At 37.6% G+C, this 23,764-nt stretch carries 24 protein-coding genes; 20 read left to right on the top strand and 4 right to left on the bottom strand.

Annotated elements, in window-relative coordinates; all coding sequences use genetic code 11:
• Positions 1-367 precede the first annotated feature (367 nt).
• Together JP39_RS09495 and JP39_RS09490 are read left to right on the top strand one after the other, a co-directional pair.
• Positions 368-1,276 carry a DMT family transporter gene (locus tag JP39_RS09495; protein ID WP_041501450.1) on the top strand — a complete coding sequence of 303 codons (909 nt, stop codon included), beginning with the start codon at positions 368-370 and terminating at the stop codon, positions 1,274-1,276.
• Positions 1,277-1,388: 112 nt separating this feature from the next.
• Positions 1,389-2,273, top strand: a complete 885-nt coding sequence (locus JP39_RS09490; RefSeq protein WP_169751882.1) for a DNA-processing protein DprA — start codon at positions 1,389-1,391, stop codon at positions 2,271-2,273.
• Positions 2,274-2,311: 38 nt separating this feature from the next.
• On the opposite strand, the gene budA is transcribed toward JP39_RS09490, so the two are convergent.
• Positions 2,312-3,022 (bottom strand): acetolactate decarboxylase, encoded by a 711-nt coding sequence (budA, locus tag JP39_RS09485; RefSeq protein ID WP_041501451.1) that lies wholly within the window; start codon positions 3,020-3,022, stop codon positions 2,312-2,314.
• Between the two features lie 18 nt (positions 3,023-3,040).
• Positions 3,041-4,720, bottom strand: coding sequence for an acetolactate synthase AlsS (gene alsS, locus JP39_RS09480; protein WP_041501452.1), 1,680 nt, complete (start codon positions 4,718-4,720; stop codon positions 3,041-3,043).
• 111 nt (positions 4,721-4,831) lie between these two features.
• On the opposite strand from alsS, the gene JP39_RS09475 reads away from it, so the two are divergent.
• Positions 4,832-5,263 carry a MarR family winged helix-turn-helix transcriptional regulator gene (locus tag JP39_RS09475; RefSeq protein ID WP_041501453.1) on the top strand — a complete coding sequence of 144 codons (432 nt, stop codon included), beginning with the start codon at positions 4,832-4,834 and terminating at the stop codon, positions 5,261-5,263.
• Between the two features lie 532 nt (positions 5,264-5,795).
• Here the strand turns inward: JP39_RS09475 and JP39_RS09470 are convergent.
• Positions 5,796-6,473, bottom strand: coding sequence for a metal-dependent transcriptional regulator (locus tag JP39_RS09470; protein WP_041501454.1), 678 nt, complete (start codon positions 6,471-6,473; stop codon positions 5,796-5,798).
• A 566-nt stretch (positions 6,474-7,039) separates the two neighbouring features.
• Here JP39_RS09470 and JP39_RS09465 point away from each other — a divergent pair.
• From JP39_RS09465 to JP39_RS09455, 3 genes are all read left to right on the top strand, one after another.
• Positions 7,040-7,480, top strand: a complete 441-nt coding sequence (locus JP39_RS09465) for a universal stress protein (RefSeq protein ID WP_041501455.1) — start codon at positions 7,040-7,042, stop codon at positions 7,478-7,480.
• A 25-nt stretch (positions 7,481-7,505) separates the two neighbouring features.
• Positions 7,506-9,161 carry an Nramp family divalent metal transporter gene (locus JP39_RS09460; RefSeq protein WP_041501456.1) on the top strand — a complete coding sequence of 552 codons (1,656 nt, stop codon included), beginning with the start codon at positions 7,506-7,508 and terminating at the stop codon, positions 9,159-9,161.
• A 172-nt stretch (positions 9,162-9,333) separates the two neighbouring features.
• Positions 9,334-10,344 carry an SLAP domain-containing protein gene (locus JP39_RS09455; protein WP_041501457.1) on the top strand — a complete coding sequence of 337 codons (1,011 nt, stop codon included), beginning with the start codon at positions 9,334-9,336 and terminating at the stop codon, positions 10,342-10,344.
• 183 nt (positions 10,345-10,527) lie between these two features.
• On the opposite strand, the gene JP39_RS09450 is transcribed toward JP39_RS09455, so the two are convergent.
• Positions 10,528-10,938, bottom strand: coding sequence for a peptide deformylase (locus JP39_RS09450; protein ID WP_041501458.1), 411 nt, complete (start codon positions 10,936-10,938; stop codon positions 10,528-10,530).
• Positions 10,939-11,249: 311 nt separating this feature from the next.
• Here JP39_RS09450 and JP39_RS09445 point away from each other — a divergent pair, with 311 nt between their 5' ends.
• The 14 genes from JP39_RS09445 to glf all read left to right on the top strand — a co-directional run bounded on the left by JP39_RS09445 (position 11,250) and on the right by glf (position 23,760).
• Positions 11,250-12,059, top strand: a complete 810-nt coding sequence (locus JP39_RS09445; RefSeq protein ID WP_041501459.1) for a glycosyltransferase family 8 protein — start codon at positions 11,250-11,252, stop codon at positions 12,057-12,059.
• A gap of 74 nt (positions 12,060-12,133) precedes the next feature.
• On the top strand, positions 12,134-12,466 hold the full coding sequence (locus JP39_RS09440) for a hypothetical protein (RefSeq protein WP_041501460.1): 333 nt from the start codon (positions 12,134-12,136) through the stop codon (positions 12,464-12,466).
• Positions 12,467-12,476: 10 nt separating this feature from the next.
• A complete protein-coding gene (locus tag JP39_RS09435; protein WP_041501461.1) occupies positions 12,477-13,295 on the top strand; it encodes an SPFH domain-containing protein in 819 nt (272 codons plus the stop codon).
• Positions 13,296-13,419: 124 nt separating this feature from the next.
• Positions 13,420-13,956 carry a phenolic acid decarboxylase gene (locus JP39_RS09430; RefSeq protein WP_041501462.1) on the top strand — a complete coding sequence of 179 codons (537 nt, stop codon included), beginning with the start codon at positions 13,420-13,422 and terminating at the stop codon, positions 13,954-13,956.
• Between the two features lie 328 nt (positions 13,957-14,284).
• Positions 14,285-14,797 (top strand): PadR family transcriptional regulator, encoded by a 513-nt coding sequence (locus JP39_RS09425; RefSeq protein WP_041501463.1) that lies wholly within the window; start codon positions 14,285-14,287, stop codon positions 14,795-14,797.
• A 978-nt stretch (positions 14,798-15,775) separates the two neighbouring features.
• The gene (locus JP39_RS09420; RefSeq protein WP_041501464.1) at positions 15,776-16,540 is read left to right on the top strand and encodes a YveK family protein; all 765 of its coding nucleotides are present in this window, start codon (positions 15,776-15,778) and stop codon (positions 16,538-16,540) included.
• Between the two features lies 1 nt (position 16,541).
• Positions 16,542-17,288, top strand: a complete 747-nt coding sequence (locus JP39_RS09415) for a CpsD/CapB family tyrosine-protein kinase (RefSeq protein WP_041501465.1) — start codon at positions 16,542-16,544, stop codon at positions 17,286-17,288.
• Positions 17,285-18,070 carry a tyrosine-protein phosphatase gene (locus tag JP39_RS09410; RefSeq protein WP_041501466.1) on the top strand — a complete coding sequence of 262 codons (786 nt, stop codon included), beginning with the start codon at positions 17,285-17,287 and terminating at the stop codon, positions 18,068-18,070. The genes JP39_RS09415 and JP39_RS09410 overlap by 4 nt, the downstream gene beginning before the upstream one ends.
• A 15-nt stretch (positions 18,071-18,085) precedes the next feature.
• The gene (locus JP39_RS09405) at positions 18,086-18,748 is read left to right on the top strand and encodes a sugar transferase (RefSeq protein WP_041501467.1); all 663 of its coding nucleotides are present in this window, start codon (positions 18,086-18,088) and stop codon (positions 18,746-18,748) included.
• Positions 18,745-19,545, top strand: a complete 801-nt coding sequence (locus JP39_RS09400; RefSeq protein WP_041501468.1) for a DUF4422 domain-containing protein — start codon at positions 18,745-18,747, stop codon at positions 19,543-19,545. Before JP39_RS09405 ends, JP39_RS09400 begins: the two co-directional genes overlap by 4 nt.
• 14 nt (positions 19,546-19,559) lie before the next feature.
• Positions 19,560-20,627 carry a glycosyltransferase gene (locus JP39_RS09395; RefSeq protein ID WP_041501469.1) on the top strand — a complete coding sequence of 356 codons (1,068 nt, stop codon included), beginning with the start codon at positions 19,560-19,562 and terminating at the stop codon, positions 20,625-20,627.
• Between the two features lie 12 nt (positions 20,628-20,639).
• The gene (locus JP39_RS09390) at positions 20,640-21,506 is read left to right on the top strand and encodes a glycosyltransferase family 2 protein (protein WP_041501470.1); all 867 of its coding nucleotides are present in this window, start codon (positions 20,640-20,642) and stop codon (positions 21,504-21,506) included.
• Positions 21,500-22,645, top strand: coding sequence for a hypothetical protein (locus JP39_RS09385; protein WP_041501471.1), 1,146 nt, complete (start codon positions 21,500-21,502; stop codon positions 22,643-22,645). The genes JP39_RS09390 and JP39_RS09385 overlap by 7 nt, the downstream gene beginning before the upstream one ends.
• On the top strand, positions 22,645-23,760 hold the full coding sequence (glf, locus tag JP39_RS09380; RefSeq protein ID WP_041501472.1) for a UDP-galactopyranose mutase: 1,116 nt from the start codon (positions 22,645-22,647) through the stop codon (positions 23,758-23,760). The genes JP39_RS09385 and glf overlap by 1 nt, the downstream gene beginning before the upstream one ends.
• Positions 23,761-23,764 lie beyond the last annotated feature (4 nt).

Genomic DNA, 23,764 nt, shown 5'->3' with positions numbered 1-23,764 from the left:
CCGAGTTTAATCTTTTATTATCCAAAATTGACTGACTATAAAGGTGTTTGAATACTATTAATACTCAAACAATAACGACTATTTAGTCGGAATTGCTAGTGAATATTTCCCAGCTCTGGAGACGTCATATTTAACGAACACTACAAGTTATTTATCATAAAACATGAAAATACTAGCTATCATTTGAACTGAAAACGCTTAACGCTTCCAGAGTGTTGTTTTATCATTTAGCATTGTTATACTAATCACGTTAACCATAAGGAAGGTGAATATTTATCGTTAATTGACAGCAGTAATATTTCGGCTATTCGAGAGGGTAGCGTAGCAATGAATTCAAATGAAATCAAAGCGAAGGGAAATATTACTCATGAAGTCTAAAAGGGTTCTCGGATCCATTGAATTAAGCATTGCCGCAATTATTTGGGGAGCAATGTTTGTAGTTGTAAAAATTATTGTCGATGAGGTACATCCAATTCAATTAGTTTGGTTGGAGTACTTAATCTCGTTAGTATTTTTAATCGGATACTCAGTAATAAAAGGAGAAAAGTGGCACATCAATTGGTCTGATCTTCGATTGATCTTCTGGATCGGAATAATTGGTAACACAATCTCATTAGTAGCACAGGAAATGGGTACAGGTTTATCCAATGCCCAAACTGGTTCAGTTATCACTTCAACCATTCCAGCATTTATGATTATCTTTGGTTGGTTGATTTTGAAAGAACGACTCGATAAGGTCAAGGTTTTCTCAGTTCTCATTGCTATCTTAGGTGTAGTTATGATTGTTGGTTTGAAAATGACTGGTAGCAATGTTGTTTTAGGAATTATTTTATTAATTCTAACTGCCATCACATGGGCTTTGATGTCCGTCTTGATTAAAAAAGTAAAGACGTATAGTTCTTTACAAATTACTATTATGTCAACTGTAGTAGCTGTAGTCTGCTTGACACCATTTATTTTGAGCGACTTGCCATCACTCACAAGCATTAATTTTTCTGAACCAAAAGTTATTCTCAGTTTGCTATATATCGGTGCTGTTTCAACCGCCGTTGCTTACGTAATGTGGAATAAAGGTCTCAAAGTTATAAGTGCCAGTTCTTCAGGATTGTTCTATTTGATTCAACCAATCGTTGGTTCATTCTTAGGTTGGTTACTATTGGGTGAACAAATTTCTGTTGGCTTTATTATTGGCTCCGCCATGATACTTGCCAGTGTTTGGATCTCAGTTAAATTTGAAGATTCAGACGAAGAAGCACTTGCCAGTGCTGAGGGTTAGTTGTAAAAAAACAATTTATAATTGAATATTAATAATTTATAAGGTGAATCCATTAGGGTTCATCTTTTTTTGCGTAATTTTGATTATGATGAAAAATAAAACTATTTTGCTAATGATGTTGTTAAAAGTTCCCGGAATCGGTGGACAAACGGTGCGTAAGATTATGGAAAAGGAGATTGATGTCGATAAGTCGGTGGATAACTGGAATTTTTTGAGTGAATTGGAGATTACTATCGTTAAAAAGGCTGTTACTAGTGGAAAACTTTCGGATGAAATTTGGAATCAATATCATCAGGAAGTTTTGCAAGAGCTAGAACAAGCAAAAGCCATAGGAGTCGAAATAATTAGTTATCTTGATGAATCTTATCCACAGCGCCTGTTGAAACTGCAACGTTTTCCAGTGATTTTGTACGCAATGGGAAATATTGAATTGTTGAACGCTGAACGGATGGTGACGATTGTTGGTACTAGAAAGCCGACTGAATATGGTATCGAATGTGACATTGAACTGACGGAATGGCTTTCATTAGAACAAGGATATGTCGTGGTCAGTGGATTAGCGCAGGGTTGCGATGCATATACTCATGGTACAGCTGAAAAAACGATTGCGGTGGTGGCTCATGGTTTAGATCAACCAATTTATCCACGGAAAAATGCTCCGCTGGCGAAAAGTATTTTGGAAAAGGGCGGACTATTAATTACCACATATCCACTGGGGACAAAAATTATTCCACAACATTTGGCAGCTCGAGATGAGTGGCAGAGTGGCTTGGGTGATGGAGTAATTGTGATTGAAACTGGTTTGACTGGTGGGACGCACACGACGATTAGTTACGCTTTAAAGCAGTCGAAACCTTTGGCAATCTTGAAATTTGATGAATACTGTAAAAATAATTTTGGTAATGAAAAATTATTGAATAACTTAGCTTTTGATGGGTTGAATGGAATGGATACGTGTATTAACTTTGTGAAAAGAATGCAACGTGAAGCAAAATAAAAAGCCGGTCTCTAAAGTGAGATCGGCTTTTCTAATGATTAATTTTCAGCGTTATGAATTTCTCCCAATATGTCCCAATCGGAAAAATCATAATTCATATAATCTTTATTCTGAATAGGTAAATGTTGTTCTAAAGTATCGAATTGTTGAATTTCAACTTGACCAGTTGCGCCGCCAAATCCTAAGACGTGACCACCAAAATCATGGTCATCAGATAGGAAGTGGTGATGGAAACCGCCGACAGCAGCACCGTCAAAAATCTGGGGAGAATAGTAGCTTAACAATGTTCCTTCGACAGATTCTTTCAAAAAGATACTTTGATTTTCAGCAGTCTTACCAAGAGTTGCGTAAGGTTTGTGCGACTTTTTAACAGCACGAGTTTTGATATTGGTGAAAGTTCCGTGTACTAGTAGTGAGAAAAAGGTATTGTTACTGGTCATTGAAAGAATTTTCTTATCCAATTCTGGCTGTGAAAGTTGTTCGATTTCAGTCAAATGTCGATATTCAGCGAAGTGACTGTTGGCAAATGGCAATGTGAAATCATCTTTAACAACGTTAACTTTGCCATCGCTATCAACTTGGTAAGGAACGCCGTCGAGAATAACTAATTCGCCATCAAGTCCTTCACCAGTACCGATTCCAGTATCACCATGTTCCAACAATTCTTTCATCGTGATAGTTCCATCCAATAGACCGGGAACGAGCAATGCTAGAGTTCCGTGTTGATAGAGTGTATGTGTTTTTGCCATATTTTTGCCTCTTTCTAATTAGTTCAATACGTCATCGACAAGTTTAGATGCAAGGTTGATGTTGTCTGAATAATCAACAGGGATGTGCAAGATGACTGGACCCTTGGTGTTAAAGGCTTTGGCAAGCATAGGTTCCAAATCTTCGGTTCTTTCAACGCGCATACCAGTAGCACCGAAACTTTCAGCATATTTAACAAAATCAACTGGTCCTAATTCAACGCCAGATTCGTGACCGTATTTAGCAATTTCTTGGAAACGAACCATATCGTAATATCCGTCGTCCCAAATCAATTGAACGATGTTGAGGTGTAGACGAACTGCTGTCTCCAGTTCTTGACCAGAGAATAGGAAGCCACCGTCACCAGCAACGGAAACGATTGGTTGTTCTGGACGTTCCAAAGCAGCTGCAATGGCCCATGGAAGCGCCACACCGAGTGTTTGCATACCGTTACTGAATAATAGGTGACGTGGTTTATAACTTCTGAAATGACGTGCCATCCAGATATAAAGCGATCCTACGTCAACAGTTACAGTTGTGTCATCGTTAACTTGATTTTGCAAAGCGTGGATGATTGCTAGAGGATGAATTCCGTTTTTATCCGAGTGATTTTCAGGAATAGCATCTTTCTTAGTAAATTTCTCTTGTTGGTCAGCCAAATGCTTGTGCATATCAGTGCCAAGGTCAATGTCAGCGGGTAAACTTTCACTAACTTCGTCCAAAGTTTTAGCAATATCAGCTTGAACAATTAAGTCTGGTTGATAATCGTTAGTGATTTCAGGGGCAATACTATCTAGGTTGATAATTTCGCCAGTTCTGCCAACGTTCCAATTTCTGGCTTCGTATTCGATTGGATCATAACCGACAGCGATGATTAAATCACTTTCCTTGAGGATTGTGTCACCAATTTGGTTTCTAAATAGTCCAACACGACCGTAGTAATTCTTTTCAAGGTCACGTGAGATAACACCAGCGCCTTGGAAAGTTTCAACAACAGGAATTGAGAACTTATGTAAAAATTTATGAATTTTATGAGTTACTTCATTAGTTGACGAACGCATACCAGCTAAAATTACAGGTAACTTAGCATGTTCAATCTTTTCAATAATCTTATTAACAGTTTCTTGATCAGCACCACCTTGTTCGATGGGAGACAAGCCATTGATGGTATTATTGCTGACTTTGTCATTCAAAACATCTTGAGGGATGGAGATAAAAGTAGCACCAGATTTAGGTGCCATCGCATTTTGGTAAGCGTTTGCAAATGACTCCGACAAATTATTTGCATCTTGAATTTCCACACTCTCTTTTGTTGCAGCAGCTAAAAGCTCTTTACTTGAGATACTCTGGTGGGTTAACCTAGCAATATCGTTTCGAGGAACTTGACCACCAAGAGCAACAACTGGGTCACCTTCAGAAGTGGCGGTAATTAAACCAGTTGCTAAGTTGGAGACACCAGGACCTGAAGTAGTAGCTACGACACCAGGTTTACCAGTCAAACGACCGATTCCCGCAGCAATAAAGGCCGCATTTTGTTCGTGGCGAGTGATGATTAGTTTGGGAGTTTTAGGATTATCGTTGTATTCAAGCGATTCAAAAAGTTGGTCGATTTTAGCACCAGGTAGTCCAAAAACATACTTAACTCCTTGATTAATCATTGTTTGAATCAACGCTTGAGCACCATTTGGTTGTTCTGTCATTGTTTCTAGCCTCTTTTTTATATAATTTTGTTCTATACTTATTTATAGTTTAAATTAAATCATTCGTGTTGAGTTGTCAACACAGAAAACTTTTCATCGGAGTGAAAATAAATGAAAAATATCGGTTACTTAGCGCAAGACATATCTATCTTACATAGACAATATTACAAGGATACAAGGGATAAATTCAACGAAATCAACTTGAACCCGACCGCAGCGTGTATTTTATTAGCTGTGAGCGATTATGAAAACATCAGTCAAAATCAAGTTGCCCGTTCATTAGTGATCGATAAAGGCTTAGCAACCCGTGAAATCAATAAGATGGAAAAACTTAATTATCTAACAAAGACTGATGGGGCAGGGAAAACTAAGATTTTACAGCTCACAACAGAGGGAAAAAAAGTCATTGATACGGTTCAATCAATCCGTAGTCAATGGTGGGAAGATAGATTTGCAAAATCCGGCATTACGCCAGATAGTCCGTTGGTTTCTTCAATTGAGGCTGTTGTATCAACGATTGTGGGACCTATAAATGAAAAGTAAGCAATACTCAACGTTTTCAGTTGAGATGTTGCTTATTTTTTTTGCTCTTGTCATCCTCCAGCTATTTTATCTGGTGTATATGTACTTTGATTTCATAATATACAGAAGTATTTTGATAACCTTTTAACAAAAAATAATATTATCCTCTATTAATACATTGAATATGTATATAACCATATTGTATTTACACATGGTGCTAGTTGATAACCTATTACAAATATTTCATAGTCTAAAATTGTTTAAATGCTTTCACATTCAACTAATAACGATTAATTAGTCGGAAGAGCTGGGAAATATTTGTGTGCCGTGGTAGTGGTATAAGTACGGAAGGAATCTTTCGTACTTATACCACCGGACGTGTTTGGAGACTTGACGAACTGTGTCAAGGCTTCAAACCGAGGTTCGAGACCGCATTTTGGCTCGGACCGTTCCGCACAGCTTGAGAATATTTCCCAGCTCTGGAGACGGCATACTTAAATACATTGAAAATAAAAAAAGCGTTTGACAACGCGTGATTAGAAATCATGTGCCCTCAAATGCTTTTTTCTGTTGTTGCTACAGGAACCTTTTCGATACGAACTTTCTTAGTAATATTTTTTGGCAAAATTTGCTTTAAATTGTTGCGCAGATTCAAAACTACTATTGAGTGATCATAATTATTGCGATTTAGTACCCTGATTTTGTCATCTAATCGTAAGTCGATATTGCTCAAAATCTTAAAGAGATAGTCGTCTTCAGTGAAATTGATAATTCGTAAGGTAGTCTCGGAAATATCTTGATTGGCGAGTAGGGACGCCTGAGTGAACTCAGGTATCTCACTATTAATTGGGATGATATTTCCGTGCGGACATGTTTCTGGATAATCCAAGTAGATATTAAGTCGGTCAATCAATAATATATCGGGATGGTCCGATAATTTTGTTGCTTGTTCGTAGATGTCACTTATAGGAATATTTAATTTTTCATAAAGCCATGTTTCTAGTAAGCGATGTTGTTGAATTAGGGGAGTGACTCGGTTCAATCCCTTCTTTGTAAGTCGGGTTCCGTAGTATTTTGTGTACTTAACCAAGCCTAACTTTGCAAGATGCTGAGTTCTATCTGAGATAGAAGCCTTGCTGACATTGGCTTTGACGGCTAAATCAATATTGTTGGCATTTTGGAAACTACCACCTAATTCGAAGATAAGTCTTAAAAAGTTTAAGTCATTCAAAATTATTCGCCACCTTTTTCTATAGATAGATTATTTGGAAGGCTCTTTAAAAATATCGTCAACTGATAATAGTAAATTGGTGAAGATCCTAGAATACATACCGATTAGAATCTCCTTTGTTAGTCGATTGTGAGACTGTTCATTCTTCATAAGTACCTCCATGATAAAATTGTTTAATTCATTTAATTAGTCTGACCTAATAAATATGTTTAAATTTATATGTAATGGGCATGTATATACCATTTGTATAACGAATCATTAATGAATTAATATAAAATCTTTAGAAACCTTGCTATGAACGTTTTTAATATAACATATTTATTTTAAATAAAATAGTTAAGGTTCATCTAACCTTTCTGACATATACCTCATAATATTGCTAAAATTCCCTTTACAATGGGCAAGTAAACGGTTACTACAAAATTTCGAATTAATGGATTAAAAATTACAGTTTTGTTAGGTAGCCTTAAAAAAGAGTTTACATCACATTAATTTGCGGTAGAATGAGTTTTGGAAAGACAAACAGCAACAAAATGATTTAAAAAATTGTATTGGAGGAGAGAAAAATGTCGAAGCAAAACAACACTTTTGAACGTGTTTTAGTCGGTGTTGATGATTCAGCAGATGCTCAATTGGCGTTTAGATATGCAATGCACCGCTGTATCAAAGATAGTTCAACGTTAATCATTACTTCTATTCTGGAAGATAATGAAATGAATGTTTATCAAGCGTTGACAAGAGACTATGTTCACGGCGAACGTAAAGAACTTGAAGAGCACTTGAAAGAATATCGTCAAGTAGCTTTAGATGCTGGAGTTAAGAAAGTTGAGTTAATGGTAGCTGAAGGGGATCCTGGTGAAACAATCGTCAAGGATGTAATTCCTGCCTCAGATGCGGACTTACTAGTTATCGGTTCACTTTCTAAAAAGGGAATCAAGAAATACTTCGGTTCGCAAGCAGCCTATATGGCAAAATATTCACCTATCTCAATCATGATTATTCGTTAAACCAAAGTTAAAGGGGGAGATTAATATGGCTGAAAAGCGTAAATTAATCCAATATGCCAATGGTCCTTCACTAGAAGAGATCAACGGCACAGTTTCAGTACCAAAAGACAAAGGTTTTTTCAAAACACTACTTGCATACTCAGGTCCCGGGGCATTAGTTGCCGTCGGTTACATGGATCCAGGTAACTGGTCAACATCAATCACTGGTGGTCAAAATTTCCAATACTTACTAATGTCAGTTATTCTTATGTCTAGTTTAATTGCCATGTTGTTACAATATATGGCAGCTAAACTAGGCATAGTGAGTAAGATGGACTTGGCACAGGCCATTCGTGCTCGTACAAGCAAATCACTAGGTATCGTTTTATGGATTTTAACTGAATTCGCTATTATGGCGACTGATATTGCCGAAGTTATCGGTGGTGCGATTGCCTTGTATCTATTATTCAATATCCCATTAGTAATTGCCGTTTTCATTACTGTTGGTGATGTTCTAGTCTTGCTATTATTAACAAAAATTGGTTTCAGAAAAATTGAAGCTATCGTTGTATGTTTAATTCTCGTAATTTTATTTGTATTCGTTTATCAAGTTGCACTATCAAATCCTAATTGGAGTGCCGCATTTGCTGGATTGTTGCCAACAGGTAAAACTTTCGCAACTGGTCCAACTATTGGTGGTCAAACACCTTTGACTGGTGCACTAGGAATTATCGGTGCCACAGTTATGCCTCATAATTTGTACTTGCATTCAGCTATTTCTCAAACAAGAAAAGTTGATCATGCTGATGAAAAATCAGTTGCCCAAAATGTTCGTTTCTCAGCTTGGGATTCAAATATCCAACTAACAGCTGCTTTCTTCGTTAACGCTTTGCTATTAGTTATGGGTGTTGCCGTCTTCAAGAGTGGTGCCGTTAAAGACCCATCATTCTTCGGTTTGTATCACGCTTTATCAGATACCTCAACTTTAAGCAATGGAGTTTTGATTGCCGTTGCTAAATCAGGTGTCCTTTCAACATTATTCGCCGTTGCTCTATTGGCTTCAGGTCAAAATTCAACTATTACTGGTACACTATCTGGACAAGTCATTATGGAAGGCTTCGTTCACATGAAGATGCCTCTTTGGTTAAGACGTTTAGTTACACGTTTGTTGTCAGTTATCCCCGTACTAATTTGTGTTATGTTGACAAGCGGTAAGAGCTCAATTGACGAGCACGTTGCCTTGAACGATTTGATGAATAATTCACAAGTATTCTTGGCATTCGCTTTACCATTCTCAATGTTGCCATTATTATTGATGACTGACAGTGCCACGGAAATGGGTAACAAATTCAAAAATGCTACTTGGATCAAGTGGTTCGGCTGGTTCTCAGTTCTCGCATTAACATTCTTGAATCTTTACGGATTGCCTGGTCAAATCCAAGCATTCTATGGCGATAATCCAACTGCTGGTCAAATGACTCAAGCAAATATCATCGCTGGTGTCTTGATTGCCGCTGTTCTAGCACTCCTAATTTGGACAATGCTTGATATGCACAAGGGTAATGAAAGACTTAAGGCATCATTAGCCGCTGAACACGTTGATTCAACATATGCTCACTTGGCTAAAATGTCAGCAGAAGCTAAGACTGAAGCAGACTTTGATAAAGCCGCTACTGTCGAAAGAGATGCTGAACAAAGATAACTAATTGTAATCAAAAAGCGACCTTTTTGGGTCGCTTTTTTTAGTCATAAAATTTCAATTATTATTCGATAAATAAAACCTGTCAAAATGAGAAAAAATCCTAGGTAGTTAACGTTTCCATATGATATATTTCTCGAGTTATTTAAAAAAATTTATGTTGTAGAGGAAATTTATGAAGAAATTACTATATAGCTCAATTATTCTTGGTGCAGCCGTTTTTGCGCTGGGAATCCAAGGAAACAATGCTCTAACAGTTAAGGCAGAAGATGTTGTAAGTGCAGAACCAGCAAATGAACCTGCTAGTGAAAAAGTTGAACCTAAAGAAGATATTGACGTGCCAGTTGAAGAAAAGTCAGATCTCCCAAGTAAAACTGAAATATCTCAAAATAATTCTGACATTGATGTAGACACAGTACCTGTTTTAGCTCCCAAAACAGGTAATAGGGTTAATGTATCTGATGGTAGCAATCCCTTGATTTATATTAAGCCAAGAGAAGATAAAATTGCTGGTTTATCTAATACTGAAGATCCGGCTAACAAAGGCGACTTAATGGTTCCTTATACATATCATGGAAATGCGGCTATCTTTGAGATTGAAGATGGAAAAATTGCTCTGGATGATAGTAAGGAAACAGGTTATAAAGAGAGAGACTTTGATGATGTTTATGTAAATGATCCAGATATTCGTAGTAAAAGTGGGGCTTTTACTGAAGTTATTTATGGAATTAGTTCAGGAAATCAAGTAACCAAAAAAGAAAAATTAATTGAGGCTTTAAAGCAAGAAGCATTCTTTTTTATGGAACGTAGAAATCATGGTTATAGTAATGAAGCAGAATTAAATTCGTATGAGGATGCTTTTAATAAGAAACTTGATGAAATTAAAGCTTTAAATGATGATGGGACTCCAGTTGTAAAAACACCAGTTACAGAAACAACGACAATTTCACATAGTCACCACACATCAACAAAGGCGCAAAATCATGATCAAGATGACGAGAAATTACCTTTAGTTATTGTAGCAATTCGTCAAGCACAACTTTACACGGCTGATGGTCAAACGGTAACTGACCGTGGATTAAGCGATAGCAGCGTTTGGATGGCCGATAAAGTGGCAACAATTAATGGACAAAAAATGTATCGTATTTCTGCCAACGAATGGGTTGCAGCAAGCGATGTTATCTAAAAAAAGGGGCTGTGACTTCAGACATAACTGTTTTTGTCTTTAACATGCAGCATAAACGTGCAACAAAACATAACTTTTTCCGCTTAAAACAAATATGGACTGTAATCCAAAATCGGATTACAGTCCATATTTGCCTTAATGCTCGAAAGTTGACCATGTTTTGTCACACTCTCGTTTTTTTGACTAAATTAAAATACCGTCGCAGTGGTCAATTTCATGTTGAATAATTTCAGCAATAAAATCAGAAAATTCTTGCGTCTGTTCATTAAGATTATTATCCAAATATTTCACGGTGATTTTTTTATAACGCTTAGTTGCACGTTCACCAATCAAGGAAAGACAACCTTCGGAAGTGGAATATTCGCCAGACTTACTAATAATAGTGGGATTAATCATTGGAACATTCATAATACCCATAGAAAAAACAATAATTCGTTTATTAATACCAATCATATTAGCAGCCATGCCAACACAATTTTCCGAGTTAGCTTTCAAAGTATCCAGCAGATCCGTAACGACGTTATGGTCGTCTTTAGTAGCGAGTTCAGCTTTTTGAGAAAGTAGTGCAGTGTCACGATTAATAGGTCTGATCATATTGTTTTGCTCCTATTTTTTTGAAAGATTTTATATTTTTATAGATTGATAAATTTGTGAGCTTTCATTTTTTAATACATTAGCCAAAGGACGGCAGAGATTGAGACAGCTGTGGAGGTGGCGTTATGGCTTTAGCCATTACACCACAGGGCGACTTTGGAGACTTGCCGAACTTGCAAGGCTTCAAAGCGAGGTGTGAGACCTTGGCTCACGCCGGTCCTCATAGCAGACTCAATCTCTGCCGTCCTTCGGCGGCTCCACGCCAAGTTATAGTATAATTTAGTTGAGGATGATTGACTAGGAGGGTATGTATGAATTTATTATTTGCGATTGATGACAATGTAACGCAACAATTAATGACTACTTTATATTCGATTAAACAGAATTCTACCTTTGAAAAGTATTCTGTCTATGTAATTCAAGATCAGAAATTACGCAAGAACGATGAAATTAAAAGTTTTTGTCAGAAGTTAGGGATGCATTATCACCCCGTAATAATTGATGATGACCAATTTGACGATGCACCAACGACTGACCGTTATCCTAAGACTATCTATTATCGACTATTGGCATATAAGTATTTGCCTAAAAATATTAAACGGATTCTTTATTTGGATATTGATATTTTAGTTATTAATGATTTGAAGCCGTTATATACAATTGATTTGAAAAATTACTGGTATGCGGCTGCCAGTCACACATCTTTGGACGTAACTGATAACATCAATAAATTGCGTTTGGGTAATTATGAGGCTGAGGGTTACTTTAATTCTGGGATCATGTTGATGGATTTGCAGGCTATCCGAGAAAATGTCAAAGCTGAAGATATTTTCAACTATATCAATAAGATGGGAGCTACATTATTGTTGCCAGATCAGGATATTTTGAATGGTCTGTACGGTCAAAATATTATGAGAATCCCCGATGAATTATACAATTATGATGCAAGGATGAATCCACTTTATTATGCAAAAAGTAATGGCGAGTGGGACATCGATTGGGTGATTGATCACACGGCTATTTTACATTTCTGCGGTCGTGACAAACCATGGCGCCCCGAATACAAAGAACGTTTTTCAGGATTATATAAGCATTATCAACGAAAAGCAGGGCTACTTTAGTGGCCTTATTTTTTTTGGCATTTTGTCAATATCAGAATGATATCACTTTGATATAAGGGTGATATAATGCGGGTATGACAGATAAGATGATTGCATTAAGACTAGATAAGGATTTATACGACCGGATTTCTGAGGATGCTGATCGTGAAAATCGAAGTGTTAATAATTATATCGTCACTAAGTTGAGTGCGGCAGTGCCCACCAATAATCTTGAGCAACGCCAAATAGTAGGATCAGTCGTTGGAGGGAACAAAATCAATATGGCAAACGATTTGATTGAGGTTAAGGGGATTTATTACCGCTATGACTTATTGGCAAATGATTCGGTTAACAAAGAGAGAAATTATCAAATAATCAAAGCAAATGGTAATATCTTGACGATTCAAGAATTGAAAGCAGAAAAGTAGGCGGATAAATATGTTTGGTTTTAAAATAGTACGTCAGAATCATGTTGGTTTGGTAGAAACTTTAGGAAAATACAGACGTGAAGTTAGCGCTGGTTTGAATGTTTATATACCTTTTATACAGAAAGTACGTATTGTTGACTTGGCGATGATTCCTTTGTCACTGCAAGGTTATTCGGTTATTACCAAGGATAATGCGGAAGTCCAAACTAATGTCACCTTGAATTATCACATAACTGATGCGCGTAAATTTCAATATGAAAATAGCAACTCAGTTGAATCAATGATTCAGTTGGTTCGTGGTCACTTGCGTGATATTATCGGTAAATTAGATTTGAACGAGGCATTGGGCTCCACTTCTCAAATTAATGCCGACCTAGCAACAGCTATCGGAGATTTGACGGATACATATGGTATCAAAGTTGATCGTGTTAATATCGACGAATTGAAACCATCTGCTTCAATCACTGAATCAATGGAGAAACAAATTCGGGCTGATCGTGAAAAAACTGCCGCAATTGCCAAAGCTAACGGTGATGCCAGAAGTATTGAAATTGAAACTAAAGCTAGAAATGAGGCCACGGTTTCAACAGCCAAGGCGGAAGCTGAAGCTACAATTGCCAGAGCCGATGCCAAAGCTTACGAAATCAAGAAGTTGAACGATACTTTAGCAGCCGTTGACAACAAGTATTTCACTGCCCAACAAATCCAAGCATTCGCTGCATTAGCTAATTCAGCCGCTAACACTGTAGTTATGGACAAAGATTCAATCGCTAAATACGCTGATATTCCTGTAACTGCTAAGGTTATGAATCAAATGGTAAACAAATAATTTCAAAAGATGTATAAGACAGATGGTTCCCAATAAGGAATTATTTGTCTTTTTTTCTTGACTATATGTCGTTATCGACATATACTATCTATTGTCGATAACGACATAAGGAGACAATTAAATTATGACAAAAACTTTTAAAACATTAGATGACTTTTTAGGAACACATTTTATTTACACTTATGACAATGGCTGGGAGTATGAATGGTACGCTAAGAATGATCACACCGCTGATTACCGAATTCACGGTGGAATGGTTGCTGGACGTTGGGTAACTGACCAAAAAGCTGATATTCTTATGCTTACAGAAGGTGTTTACAAAGTTTCATGGACGGAACCAACTGGTACTGACGTTGCTTTGGACTTCATGCCTAATGAAAACAAGATGCACGGAACAATCTTTTTCCCTAAGTGGGTTGAAGAACATCCCGAAATCACAGTTACTTATCAAAATGAACACATTGATTTAATGGAAGAATCACGTGAGAAGTACGAAACATATCCTAAGCTAGTCGTTCCAGAAATGGCTAAAATCACTTATATGGGTGATGCAGGTCAAAATAACAACGATGTTATCAGCGAAGCTCCTTATAAAGGATTGCCAGATGACATTCGTGCCGGAAAATATTTCGACGAAAACTACCACCGTATCAATAAATAAGCATGTTAGAATGGTATACGAAAGTCGTATATCATTTTTTTTGTATGGGTCTCTAGGACTGAGAATATTAACCTGCTATGCGGACCGGTCCGAGCCGAAGTGCGGTCTCGAACCTCGATTTTGAACTTCGCAAAGTACGCGAATTTCAAAACTCGCCCGGTGGTGTAATGGCTAAAGCCATAACGCCACACCCACAGCGGGTTAATATTCTCAGTCCTTCCGATTAATTTTCTAACTAGTACATAGAATTCTATATATATTAACTAAACACCAATCGGAACCTTTACAGAAACATTTGTATATTTCAACATTTAATATGGAGAAAATTATGCCAAAAAAACGTATCTTACCATATGTCTTATTAGGATTAATCAATAATAAAGGTAAATTATCTGGTTATCAGATCAGTCAGGAATTTAAGAATGAAGTCGGCGATTTCTGGCATGCCTCACACAGTCAAATTTATCCCGAATTAGCACGTATGAAAGATGACGGTTGGCTGATTGACGAGGATGTGGATAAGTCTACATTTTACAGTGTCACTGCCGAGGGTCATAAGATATTACGTAATTGGATGCAAGAACCGTTGACTGATAATGAAGAAATTTTTTCGTTGAAACTTTACTTCATTAAAGACCAGACGGATCCCTTGTTGAACAATTTACTTCAACAGGAATTGGAATTGCGTCAAGAAAAGTATGATTATTTAAAAGGACGTCTCGAAGAAGTTTTCACAGATGACGCTACGATTCAAAATAATTATGGTCATTATTTGATATTGACCCGTGCCATTGAACGTGAAGAAAATCATATCCATTGGTTGAAATCTAAAGTTAATTAAGGATTCCACCTTTGATCGTCAATAATTCAGTTTGCCTTCATAGCTGGGTTAATTATTGACAGTCAGGGTCTGGGGTCCTTTTTTTATATAGTGAGTTATCAAAGAGATCCACATAAGTTTTTAAGTATTCAACAGTATGTTAAAAGAGAAAAACAACCAACGAATAAAAAAAGCCGGAGGTTGCGAGAAAAAATCTATCAGCAGTGCAGGTCGTGTTAAGGCTTTAGCCTTTACACAACCGACGTACTTTGCGAAGCCCAAAATCGAGACTTGAGACCTTGGCTCAAGTCGGTCGCACAGCAGATAGACTTTTTCTCGCAACCGGAGACACCACTAACAATATAATTGTAAACAACATAAATTAGCTCAATAAGATTGTACGCAAATGGACAGAGTGTCTTGTCTAACGCGTACCGTCTTATTGGGCTTTTTTTGTGTCTTTTTGAGTTTTTATCAATAAATAGATTAATAACAAAAATTCATATTTCACAACCAAAACTATCAAACAGTCGAAAAAAATTTCCCAAATTATCGGTAAAAGAATAATATCAAATTTCAAATTTTGATATATCCGGTTATATCAAAGCTGTATAGACATCAATCCGGCCAGCCCTTAAAATTGTTCCAGCATGAGGGAAACATGTAAATACGTGTCTTGTAAATTGATGACTTTCTATAAATATTAACTTCAATTCAATTTAAGCATCTATTAGTAAGCCGAATATAAACACATATCCATTATTAAAGAGACTAGTTGGAAGAGCTGAGAGTATTCATCAGCAGCGAAAGTGGCGTTATGGCTTTAGCCATTACACCACCGGTCGTGTTGGAGACTTTCCGGTTTGTGGAAAGGCTTCAACCGAGGTCCGAGACCGCTCTTTGGCTTGAACCGTACCGCGCAGCAGATGAATACTCTCAGCTCTGGAGACGGCAGCACCACACGTATACAAATAAATTTGATTATTAGTGGAGGTTTAAGTGGAATCAGAACAAACCATTAGTATGATTCAAATTCTAGTCATACTGCGTAAACACATTAAAGCTATCTTGGGAACAACAATTGTCGTTACTTTGGTAGCAGCATTTATGACTTTCTTTGTCATGACACCCAAATACAGCGCAACAACTGAGATTCTCGTTAATCGCAAACTTTCTGCCGATTTGCAGAGTGCTCAGTTTCAACAAGTTCAGGCCGATATTCAAATGATCAGCACTTACAAGGACATCATCACTAGTCCGGCTGTTCTAAAAGACGTTAATCGTGAAGTGAAAACTTATGCCGGTTATCCAGGCTCACTGGCCAAATTGAAAAAATCGCTAACTATTAGTAGCTCGCAAAATTCACAAGTATTTTCCGTAACGGCTAAGGCAACTAATGCCAAGACTGCTGCGAAAATATCGGATGCTACTGCCAAAGTTTTTAAAAAGAAAATTGGCAAAATCATGAGTATCAATAATGTTTCTATCGTGTCAGATGCGTTGGTAACTAAGAAGCCTGTCAGTCCTAAGAAAACTTTGAATATTCTCGCTGGAATTATTTTAGGGATGATTTTGGGCATGGCATTAGCTTTCATCATCGAATTGACCGACCGTACCGTTACTTCAGAAAAATTTCTCGTCGATGAGCTGGGATTAACCAGTCTGGGTGTTGTCACAGAGATTGATCAAAAGGATGTCGAACGGACGTTGCAACGGAAACGATTCTATGGAAATAAACCAAATCCTGCGAAGAGGAGGGTCTAAAGTGGCTTTTAAATTATTTAAAAAAACTGCGAAAAAATTGGACAACTATAGCTTGTCGCACGGTGTCAGCTTGGTTACATATGACAATCCCATCAGCACGATTTCAGAACAATTTAACACTATTCGTACCAATATTCAGTTTTCGTCAGTTGATCGAAATTTGCAGTCGATTTTGTTCACATCTTCTGCACCATCTGAAGGTAAATCAACTGTCAGCAATAATGTGGCTGTCAGCTGGGCTAAACAAGATAAACGAGTGATTTTGATTGATGCCGATTTACGTCGACCAACAATTCATCGGACTTTCGGAGTTTCTAATCACCTCGGACTGTCGAATTATCTTTCAGGAACAGTTGATTTGGAGACAGTTATCCAGCCAACTATGGTCGAAAATCTTTTCGTTATCACCAGCGGACCGACCGCACCGAATCCGTCAGAACTGTTAGGTGGCAATCGCATCAATGAAATGTTGGCAACTTTGACTGAACAATTTGACTGCCTGATTTTTGACGCTCCACCAATTAATTCCGTGACAGATGCGCAAGTTTTAGCAACCAGAGTGGATGGCGTTATTTTAGTGGTTCCTTGTGGAATCGCTAATAAAGTTGGCGTTACTCAAGCTAAAAAGTCTCTGGAAACTGTCCATGCACATATCCTCGGATTCATTATGAATCGCATGACGAAAGAGAACATGGAAGGTTACTACGGTGGCGAATATAGCGGATATTACGGAGCTATTCAAAAATGACGTTAGTAGATTTACATTGCCATCTTTTACCCGCCGTTGATGATGGGGCACAAGATGTTTTTAATGCTCTGAGTTTGGCAAAAGTAGCGGTGGAGCAAGGTATTAGCCATCTTTTATTAACGCCGCACCATTTAGATGGCAAGTATATTAACCATAAATTAGAAGTTATTCAAAAAGCAGCTCATTTGCAAGATGAGTTGAACAAGATGGAATTATCGCTGCAGGTATTTCCGAGTCAGGAAGTTCATTTGAATGGTGAATTGTTAGAGAAAATTGCTACAGATGACGTTTTATTCATGGATGAAACTAATCGGTATCTGTTACTGGAACTACCACATGGCGATGTACCAAAGTATACCGAACAAATTATTTTTGAGTTGGTTGCTCGAAATATTAGGCCAGTCATCGCTCATCCGGAACGCAATCATGCTATCCAAAGAGATCCATCGAAATTGTACGAGCTGATTACACTAGGGTGCTTGACACAGCTGACTTGTAGCAGCTATCTAGGCAATTTTGGCAAGCAAGTTCAGACGCTGACCGAAAAAATTATCAAGTCGAATCAAGGCTTTGTCTTTGCTTCCGATGCTCACAATTTTGAGGGACGAAGATTCTTGATGAAAGAAGCTTTTGAACGTTTAACTGCCGAAGAAGGTTCAGATGTCGCGGCACGTTTCCAACAGAATGCCAGAAATATTATCAACGGCGAAGATATTGCCGAACTTGAGATTAAAGATATTTCCGCATTACCACCAGCTAAGAAAAAATTTTGGTTATTTTAACACAGGAGAAAAGCTATGGAATATTTTGACGGTGATGAAAAAAGGATAGCTATTCATAAACCATCTTTTATTTATCCAATCATGAAAAGAATTTTTGATATTGTTATGTCTCTGTTAGCGCTTATGTTCTTGAGTCCAATCTTCTTATTCGTTCTAATCATGAACCTTATCTGTAAATCAAATCGTGGACCGTTGTTTTATCGCCACGTCCGTATTGGTTTAAAGGGTGAGAAGTTTGGGATGTACAAGTTCCGCTCCATGATTGTGAAAGCCGAAGAAAGATTACAACAGGATAAGGAATTGTATGCCAAATATGTGGCTAATAACTACAAATTAAAGCCGGAAGATGATCCGCGAGTGACTAAAATTGGGCGCTTCTTGAGAAAATCTTCAATCGATGAGATTCCTCAATTTATCAATGTTTTAAAAGGTGAAATGAGTTTAGTCGGTCCTCGTCCAGTAATTGAAGCGGAATTAAAAGAGTACGACCATGAGAAACTTTTGTCAGTTAAGCCCGGTGCCATGGGATTATGGCAAGCATCAGGTCGCAGTCATATTGGTTATCCTGAGCGTGCCCGAATTGAAATGCGTTATATCGATCAGGCCTGTATGTTATTCGATATGAAAATAATTATCGGAAACTTTGTCAGTGTCTTCAAAGGAAAGGGAGCCTATTGAGCAAGTTAAAAATTCTGGTAGCGACCCACAAACAGGCACCAATGCCCACGAATCGTGATTTGTATCTTCCCATTTTAGTTAATGCCAAGCGTAACTATCAGGTGGGAATTGATCTCGATTATCAAAGGGATGATGTGGCAGAAAATATTTCTCATAAAAATGCTAATTACAATGAATTAACAGCCATATATTGGGCTTGGAAAAATTTGTCCGATGTTGATGCAGTAGGATTAGTTCACTATCGGCGTTTCTTTTTCAAATCAGGGCGTAAGAACAAACTTGAGCATTTAATTGACCAAAATGATGCCGAAAAGTTATTGGCGAAACATGATGTCATCTTGCCTAAAAAGCGCAACTACTACATTGAAACCAACTATTCTCACTACATTCATGCCCACCATGAGGAACCTCTGTTGGAGGTACGAAATATTTTGGTTGAATCATATCCAGAATATCTCGAATCGTTTGATACGGTGATGAATAGAAATCAGGCGCATATGTTCAATATGTTCATCATGAAAAAGGCTCAATTTAACAATTATGCGACTTGGTTGTTCGACGTTTTAGAACAGTTGGAAACCAGAATTGATATTTCCAAATATTCCATACAAGAAGCACGAGTTTTCGGTTATGTAGCAGAATTGATGATGGATGTCTGGATTGAAACGAACCAAATTAACTATGGCGAAATGAAATGGTCGATGACGGGAAAAAAGCAGACTGTCAAGAAAGCTTATAACTTTTTACATCGAAAGTTTGTTAAGTCAAACGTTGATTCCAGCCGGACACATTTTTAAGTGAGGGTAATCATATGAAAAAAATCTGTCTATTTATTCCCTATATGACAGGCTTTGGTGGCACGGAGACGGTTATTACCAACTTGTTTGCCGAGTATAACCGCAGTCAATCGAATACTGAGTTGAGTTTAGTCAATATCGGTGGATTCGAAAATGGTGCTTGGTTGGAAGGTGTCAAAGATAAGCAGATTATCTGGTTGAGTAAAAATAAATGGCTTCGAAAAATTCAATACGCTTTATTTTTACCGCTCATTTTGTATCGTCAAATCAAGTCAAAAAAAGAGGTAGATGTGGTTATTTCTACCAATCCCATCATGTGGTTCTTGCTCTTTTGGATAAAAAAAATAACCCATCAGGATTATCGAGTTATGAGTTGGTATCACTATTCACTTAGCTCTAAAAAGGTGGCTCAGCCATTGTTAAAGAGCGCTGACGGCTATCTTGCTATTAGTACCGGTATTGCGAAACAAATCGTTGCGACGGGTATTTCAGAGGATAAAGTTAAAACGATTTTTAATCCGATTCTGAAAAAATCACTTAGCATTCCGCGAACACAAACTAGTGATAAATGCCGTTTTATCTATGTTGGTCGCGTGATGTTGGATGGTCAAAAAAACCTTCGGGCAACGTTTGAAGCTTTGAGTAGGGTTCATGGCGACTGGCAACTAGATGTTATTGGTAATGGCTACAGTCAAGAAATTAAAACGCTTTTGACAGAGCTAGGTATCAAATCACATGTTAAATTTACTGGTTTTAAAGAGGATGTTTGGAGCGGTTTAACGGCGGTTGATGGATTGTTATTATCTTCCAAATATGAAGGATTGCCAATGGTTTTAAACGAAGCTATTTCCGTGGGGATCCCCGTTTTAGCGTTTGATTGTCCAACCGGACCAGCTGATATTGTGAATTCTCAAAACGGAATATTGGTACCAACCGATAATTTGACTGCCTATGTGACTGAATTACAAAAGTTCATTGACCGTCATTATGACTTTAACCAACTTGCTGAAATTAAGGATTCAATTAAAAAGTTTTACAGTGAAAATTATTTTCTCACTTTTATGAAATCAATAGAGAACTAGGAGGAACTGCCTTTGAAAATCGATGCTGTAGTGGTCACGTTTAATCGACTTGATAAGTTGAAAGAATGTCTGGAGGCCTTAAGCACTTTTGATCTAAACAATATCTTTGTAATCAACAATGCAAGTACCGATGGAACTAAGGATTATCTTAAAAAGCTGCCAAGTGTTCAAGCAATTAATTTGGAAGAAAATGTTGGCGGTGCCGGTGGTTTTAACGTTGGTATGAAGCAGTTTATCGAGAACAGTGAGAGTGATTATGTTTGGATCATGGATGACGACACGATTCCTGAACCGGGCGCGCTCGAGTTACTCGGCAATACGTTGGCTGACAACAGTAAAATCGGTTTTGCTATCGGGCAAGTGTATTGGACTGACGGTACTTTGGCAAAGATGAATTTACCAGTTTTGGCTAGAAATCAACCGACTGATTCAAAGATTCGTTGCGTTGAAGAAGCATCATTTGTAGCTGTGATGTTCTCACGTCAGGCTATCAAAAAAACTGGTTATCCAATTAAAGACTTTTTCATCTGGGGTGACGATGTCGAGTATACCAATCGCGTTATCCACCAAGGTTTTCTAGGTATTCAAGTTATGAATGCACGGATTTTACACAAGATGGGTGAAAACGTCGGCATCAATATCCTCGGCGAAAATTCCAATCAAGGTCGGATTCAACGTTACTTTTATAACTACCGCAATCGTCTGTATTTGAATCGTCAAAAAGGGATTGTACCAGTTATGCGAGCACTGTGCGGACGGATTGTTTGGGGCTTTCGCATCATGTTTTCAGAGAATGAATTTAAGCGTTTGAAACTAAGCGTTTTATGCAAAGGAACCCTAGCAGGCTTAACGTTTAATCCGAAAATTGAACAATGTTAACAAAAAAACAATTACAAAAATTTGACGGTTGGCTCTTTATTTTCGGTTACGTCTTAGTTTTGATAACAGGAATCGTCAACTCGTCAGCGTTTAATGAATTATTACCAACTGATGCTATGAACAAAATAGTGGTGGCGTTTGCCCTCGGACTGTTCATTTTGAAAGTCTTTTTGAATGAATACCGTGTCAAAGAACTGGGACTTTACGTAGTAATATTAGTGATTCTGGTTCTTTCGTGGCGACAATCACAAAGTACGTCGTTGGTTTCAATGTTTATCTTCATGATTTCCAGTCGCAATGTTAATGGCGAGCTGATCAATAAAATTTATTTATTTATCTCAGTAGGCCTGATGGTTCTGATTATTTTCTCAGCGCTTAAGGGCGTGATTCCCAATTATGTCTATTTCCGCGATGGTCTGTCACGGGTATCATTGGGCATCATTTATCCAACCGACTTTGCGGCGCACGTGTTTTATATTCTCGCCAGTTTAGCGTATCTACGTAAGGATAAGTTCAATTGGAAAGATTTTTTGTTCATGGTGGGGATTAGTTACTGGGTTTATCTCCAGACCAACGCTCGCTTGAATTTCATCTGTAGTTTGTTGTTGGCAATCGGCATGTATCTCGCTAAATGGGATAGAAAGAATTATCTACAAAAAATTACGTGGTTAGCTCCAATTATCGGTGCTACGGTGATGATTTTTTTAACATATATTTACAATCCTGGCAGCCAATTTCTAAATCTTTTGAATCATCTGTTGTCAGGACGTTTTTCAATTGTGAACGAGGTTATCCACGAATATGGTATCCACGCCTTTGGTAGCAACATTCTCCAAAATGGCTTAGGTGGACCGACTGGTTTGAACTTTAATGCACTCTTCAGCAAGTACGTTTTCATCGATTCTTCGTATTTACGGCTGTTATTGATGTACGGCGTGGTCAGCTTGGTTGTCACAATCCTGATTATTTCCATGATGGTCAAAAAAACGACCGACCGATATTTGCTAGTGATTCTCTTGGTCATTTTTATTTCCGGGGCGATTGAAAATCACATGCTTGAATTAGCTTATAATCCGTTTTTCCTAATCTTATTCACCGAATGTTTTAAACGAAAAAATTTAACCCAAGGAAGTGTCTAATGAATTATTTAGTAGTTGGCTCAGGACTTTTTGGAGCAGTTTTTGCACATGAAGCTGCCAAAAAAGGCCATTCAGTTAAAGTTATCGAAAAGAGATCCCACATTGGTGGCAATATTTATACCAAAGAAGTTGCTGGGATTCAGGTTCACCAATATGGTGCCCACATTTTCCATACGAATATGAAAGAAATTTGGGATTACGTGAACCAATTCGCTGACTTTAACAATTATATTAATAGTCCAATCGCCAATTATAATGGTGAAATTTATAATCTACCTTTTAATATGAATACTTTCAACAAGCTCTGGGGCGTGATTACTCCGGCTGAAGCTCAGGCCAAAATTGCTGAACAAAAGCAGCTGTTTAACTTGGATGGTGAGCCTAAGAACTTGGAAGAACAAGCTATTTCGTTGATTGGACCAGACGTTTATCAAAAATTAGTTAAGGGTTACACCGAAAAGCAGTGGGGTAAGTCAGCTAAGGATTTACCAGCCTTTATCATTCGTCGTTTGCCAGTTCGTTTCACATACGATAACAACTATTTCAACGACCCATATCAAGGGATTCCTGTCGGTGGTTATACGAAGATTATTGAAAAACTCTTAGATCATGACTTGATTGAAGTCGAACTTAATTCTGATTTCTTCAGTCATCGTGAAGAATATTTACAATCTGACGCCAAAATTATTTATACAGGGATGATCGATCAGTTCTTCAATTATCGATTGGGTGAATTGGAATATCGGAGTCTTCGTTTTGAAACTGAAATTTTGAATCAAGATAATTATCAGGGCAATGCGGTTGTTAACTATACCGATGCCAAAACTCCTTTTACCAGAATCATTGAACATAAGCATTTTGAATTTGGAAAAGGCGACCCTAATAAGACTGTTATTACACGTGAATATCCTGAAGTTTGGCAACGTGGAGATGATCCATATTATCCAGTTAACAATCAACGTAATCAGGAACTATACGCTGAATACGTACAATTGGCACAAGCTGATTATCCACAAGTATTCTTCGGCGGGCGTTTAGGGCAGTATCGTTACTACAATATGGATCAAACAATTGCCGCTGCTTTACAAGTCGTAAAAGATGAATTTGGAGAATAAATTA

Origin of the sequence: Companilactobacillus heilongjiangensis, from assembly GCF_000831645.3 — a bacterium.
Taxonomy (GTDB): domain Bacteria; phylum Bacillota; class Bacilli; order Lactobacillales; family Lactobacillaceae; genus Companilactobacillus; species Companilactobacillus heilongjiangensis.
Note: the sequence above shows the minus strand (reverse complement) of the source record. Positions and strands in the feature narration are given on the sequence as shown.

What these genes read in the sequence shown, in the direction of transcription:
- JP39_RS09495 (WP_041501450.1), top strand. Translation starts at nt 368, where the DNA reads ATGAAGTCTAAAAGGGTTCTCGGATCCATTGAATTAAGCATTGCCGCA.
- JP39_RS09490 (WP_169751882.1), top strand. Translation starts at nt 1,389, where the DNA reads ATGATGTTGTTAAAAGTTCCCGGAATCGGTGGACAAACGGTGCGTAAG.
- budA (WP_041501451.1), bottom strand. Translation starts at nt 3,022, where the DNA reads ATGGCAAAAACACATACACTCTATCAACACGGAACTCTAGCATTGCTC.
- alsS (WP_041501452.1), bottom strand. Translation starts at nt 4,720, where the DNA reads ATGACAGAACAACCAAATGGTGCTCAAGCGTTGATTCAAACAATGATT.
- JP39_RS09475 (WP_041501453.1), top strand. Translation starts at nt 4,832, where the DNA reads ATGAAAAATATCGGTTACTTAGCGCAAGACATATCTATCTTACATAGA.
- JP39_RS09465 (WP_041501455.1), top strand. Translation starts at nt 7,040, where the DNA reads ATGTCGAAGCAAAACAACACTTTTGAACGTGTTTTAGTCGGTGTTGAT.
- JP39_RS09460 (WP_041501456.1), top strand. Translation starts at nt 7,506, where the DNA reads ATGGCTGAAAAGCGTAAATTAATCCAATATGCCAATGGTCCTTCACTA.
- JP39_RS09455 (WP_041501457.1), top strand. Translation starts at nt 9,334, where the DNA reads ATGAAGAAATTACTATATAGCTCAATTATTCTTGGTGCAGCCGTTTTT.
- JP39_RS09450 (WP_041501458.1), bottom strand. Translation starts at nt 10,938, where the DNA reads ATGATCAGACCTATTAATCGTGACACTGCACTACTTTCTCAAAAAGCT.
- JP39_RS09445 (WP_041501459.1), top strand. Translation starts at nt 11,250, where the DNA reads ATGAATTTATTATTTGCGATTGATGACAATGTAACGCAACAATTAATG.
- JP39_RS09440 (WP_041501460.1), top strand. Translation starts at nt 12,134, where the DNA reads ATGACAGATAAGATGATTGCATTAAGACTAGATAAGGATTTATACGAC.
- JP39_RS09435 (WP_041501461.1), top strand. Translation starts at nt 12,477, where the DNA reads ATGTTTGGTTTTAAAATAGTACGTCAGAATCATGTTGGTTTGGTAGAA.
- JP39_RS09430 (WP_041501462.1), top strand. Translation starts at nt 13,420, where the DNA reads ATGACAAAAACTTTTAAAACATTAGATGACTTTTTAGGAACACATTTT.
- JP39_RS09425 (WP_041501463.1), top strand. Translation starts at nt 14,285, where the DNA reads ATGCCAAAAAAACGTATCTTACCATATGTCTTATTAGGATTAATCAAT.
- JP39_RS09410 (WP_041501466.1), top strand. Translation starts at nt 17,285, where the DNA reads ATGACGTTAGTAGATTTACATTGCCATCTTTTACCCGCCGTTGATGAT.
- JP39_RS09405 (WP_041501467.1), top strand. Translation starts at nt 18,086, where the DNA reads ATGGAATATTTTGACGGTGATGAAAAAAGGATAGCTATTCATAAACCA.
- JP39_RS09395 (WP_041501469.1), top strand. Translation starts at nt 19,560, where the DNA reads ATGAAAAAAATCTGTCTATTTATTCCCTATATGACAGGCTTTGGTGGC.
- JP39_RS09385 (WP_041501471.1), top strand. Translation starts at nt 21,500, where the DNA reads ATGTTAACAAAAAAACAATTACAAAAATTTGACGGTTGGCTCTTTATT.
- glf (WP_041501472.1), top strand. Translation starts at nt 22,645, where the DNA reads ATGAATTATTTAGTAGTTGGCTCAGGACTTTTTGGAGCAGTTTTTGCA.